Source organism: Microcystis sp. M53603_WE2 (genome assembly GCF_030065435.1).
Genome location: NZ_JASJFF010000825.1, coordinates 1 through 2921, shown reverse-complemented (window position 1 = coordinate 2921; position 2921 = coordinate 1). Strand labels below are relative to the sequence as shown.

1 protein-coding gene is annotated in these 2921 nt (G+C 39.6%); it reads left to right on the top strand.

What is annotated here, in order from left to right; genetic code table 11:
• Positions 1 to 580 precede the first annotated feature (580 nt).
• The gene (locus tag PX481_RS17560) at positions 581 to 2401 is read left to right on the top strand and encodes an EAL domain-containing protein (RefSeq protein ID WP_002761714.1); all 1821 of its coding nucleotides are present in this window, start codon (positions 581 to 583) and stop codon (positions 2399 to 2401) included.
• The last annotated feature ends 520 nt before the right edge of the window (positions 2402 to 2921 follow it).

Sequence of the window (2921 nt, the reverse complement as noted above, 5' to 3'; positions counted from 1 at the left end):
GTGGGGTGTGGGGTGTAGGGTTTTACCGATTCTCATCTGGTCAATTACCTAATTTTCAGAGAAAAAGTCCCAGAATTTTCCCCCTATCTCTCCCACAACTGGTACTTTTTGATTGACAAAAAGTCTAAAAGTCTTACCCAACAAGGTTTTTAGATTTATTCAGCAAGCCCTATCTAAATTACTCGTTAAGACCCCCTAAAAGCGGGGTCAGCTTTAAGCCAAGGAATTAGGGGTACAGTTAGTTTGAGATAATTTTGATGCTGGCTATTCCTTCTTAAGTTATATTTATAAATATCCCCTCGACAGCTTGAAGAGCGAACCTTTATCCAATCTTTACCATCAAAAACCGAGCATTTAGCCATGTTATCGACTATAATCGGCCTAGTACAGAATTTGAACAGGTACAAAGATTTTGGGTTACTCAGGCCTTGAAACCAGAAGATGTGACGCAATTGCCGTTAAGTAACTGTTCCGAATCACACCCAACACTTGATTGAGAAAATAAATTAAGTCAAAGACGAATAAGCCATGACTTTTTGAGGGAGCATATTAACTTATATTTTGTCGAGGTATCGAAAAAATGATTAATGGTTCATCCAATTCCCGTTATCTCCTCATTGTGGAAGATCCTCAAGGGAGAAGAACAATTACCCTAGAAGACATGAAATATTCTCTCGGCCGTAAGTCCGATAATCAAATTGTTCTTCGCTCCAAATACGCATCTCGCTATCATGCGACTTTAATTAAAAAGAGTATTGATCGCCAAAATTTTTCCTATTGGATTCTTGATGGTGATTTAGAGGGAAATAAAAGTCATAATGGTATTTATGTCAATGGGTCTAAATGCTTGGTTCATGAATTAAAAGATGGTGATTTAATTAACTTTGGCTGTGATATAAACGCCAGTTTTCATTTAATAGCCAGTCAAGAAAAAATAGAGCAAGCACCGGTTAAAAGTTCAGGACAGCTACGAGTGGATCTGACGGAAAATGAAGCAAATTATAGCCGGGATGACCTCCACACAAAAAGTACCCTAATTCTCCATCATTCCCCATCCCAGACCATTAGTTTTGATAACAGGACTCAAGAGGAATCTTTCCTAGATATTCTCACGAATTTGCCTAACCGTTCTATCTTTAATGAATATCTGTCAAATGCTATTAATAATGCCCAGAAAAGTAATCAAATGCTCGGTCTGTTATTAGTGGATGTAGAGCGGCTAAGAAATGTCAACAATCGACTAGGTTATCGACTGGGAGATAACCTATTAAAAATCGTCAGTGAACGGTTAAGAAAAAATTTGAGATCGGGGGATATAGTCGCTCGTTGGGGAGGGGACGAATTTATTATCCTGCTGCCACAAATTAATAAGGCTAATGATCTGGAAAAAGTTAGTCAAAGAATTATTGAAACCCTAGAAAATAATTACGAAATCGAAAATCACTCCCTAGCCGTGCGATTCAATTTAGGTTCAGTTATCTGTCCCCCCGTCGGCACAGACAGAAAAATAATTTTACAGAAACTGGAGGAAAATTTAGTAGCGGTCAAGAATAATATCAATAATAACTCCAGGATAGAGTCAGTTAATGTTCACCCTAAAAATACTCGTAGTTCTAAAGTTGAATATTTTCTCTATCAGGCAATCAGAAATAATGAATTAGCTCTTTACTATCAACCGCAAGTTAATATGACTCAGTGGCAAGTGGAAGGGTTAGAGGTATTATTGCGCTGGTTACACCCTCAATTCGGATTAATCGCTCCTAATCGTTTCTTACCCTTAATCCAAGAAAGCGAGTTAATCCTTGAGCTTAATCGTTGGGTGCTGAAAAATGCCTGTCAACAAGCACAAATATGGCAGCAGCGAGGATTATTATACACTCCCATCTCGATCAATCTGTCCCCGCACCAATTGCGGGATCCGCAGTTGCTCACCATCCTCAAAGAAGTCTTGACTGAAAGCAAAATCGGGCCTTTCTTTCTGGAGATGGAAATAACCGAGACAAGTTTACTAGAAAATAGCCGCGAAACCGGTCGAATTCTTGGGGATTTGCAGGAATTGGGTATTAGTATCACCCTTGATGATTTTGGCAGCGGTTACGCGTCGATCGCCTATCTCGGTCAATTTTCCGTGAAAAAACTGAAAATAGAGCAATCTTTAACGAAAAACCTGAGTAATAATCCCCAAGATACCCGTTTTATCTCGTCATTGCTGGCGATAGCGAAAAGTTTTAACTTAATAGTGATCGCCAAGGGAGTAGAAACCCAACAACAATTAGAAATCCTGCAAGAATTAGGTTGCGAGAGAATGCAAGGCAATCGCATCAGTGGCCCTCTAGCAGTGGAGGAAATGACTAAATTTCTCCACACCCACCGCAGCCTGTCAGTAATCAGTGATCAGTGATCAGTTACCAGTTATCAGCTCTGGGTTTTTAGTAAGGAGGAGTAAATAGGGTTTGCGGCAAAAAGCTTTTCCTAGGGGCAGGGTGTCGCCCCCCCAACCCCCCCGACATCGGGGGGGCAGGTGGGGTGTGGGGTTTTACCCATTTTCAGGTGGTCAATTACCTAATTTTCAGGGAAAAATTCCCGGAATTTTCCCCCCAATCACTCCAATGGTCGGCACTTTTTGAGGTCAAAAAAGTCTAAAAGCCTTATCCAAAAAGGTTTTTAGATTTATTCAGCAAGCCCTAAATAGCATTAAGTACCTAAGCAAAATTAATTACACATATCTAACCACCTCTTGCCTCTTGCCCCTTGCCTATCTTCACTAGGAAATTAATTTTGCACGACTACTTAACAGTGCTGTCCTTTCACTGATCACTGTTTACTAGACCTCTTGCATAATTTTTTTATGGTATAATATAAGGTTTTGCTTTTTTCTCAATTCTTAGATTGAAGTGGAAAAAAGAATAAAATGTGATCTT

What these genes read in the sequence shown, in the direction of transcription:
- PX481_RS17560 (WP_002761714.1), top strand. Translation starts at nt 581, where the DNA reads ATGATTAATGGTTCATCCAATTCCCGTTATCTCCTCATTGTGGAAGAT.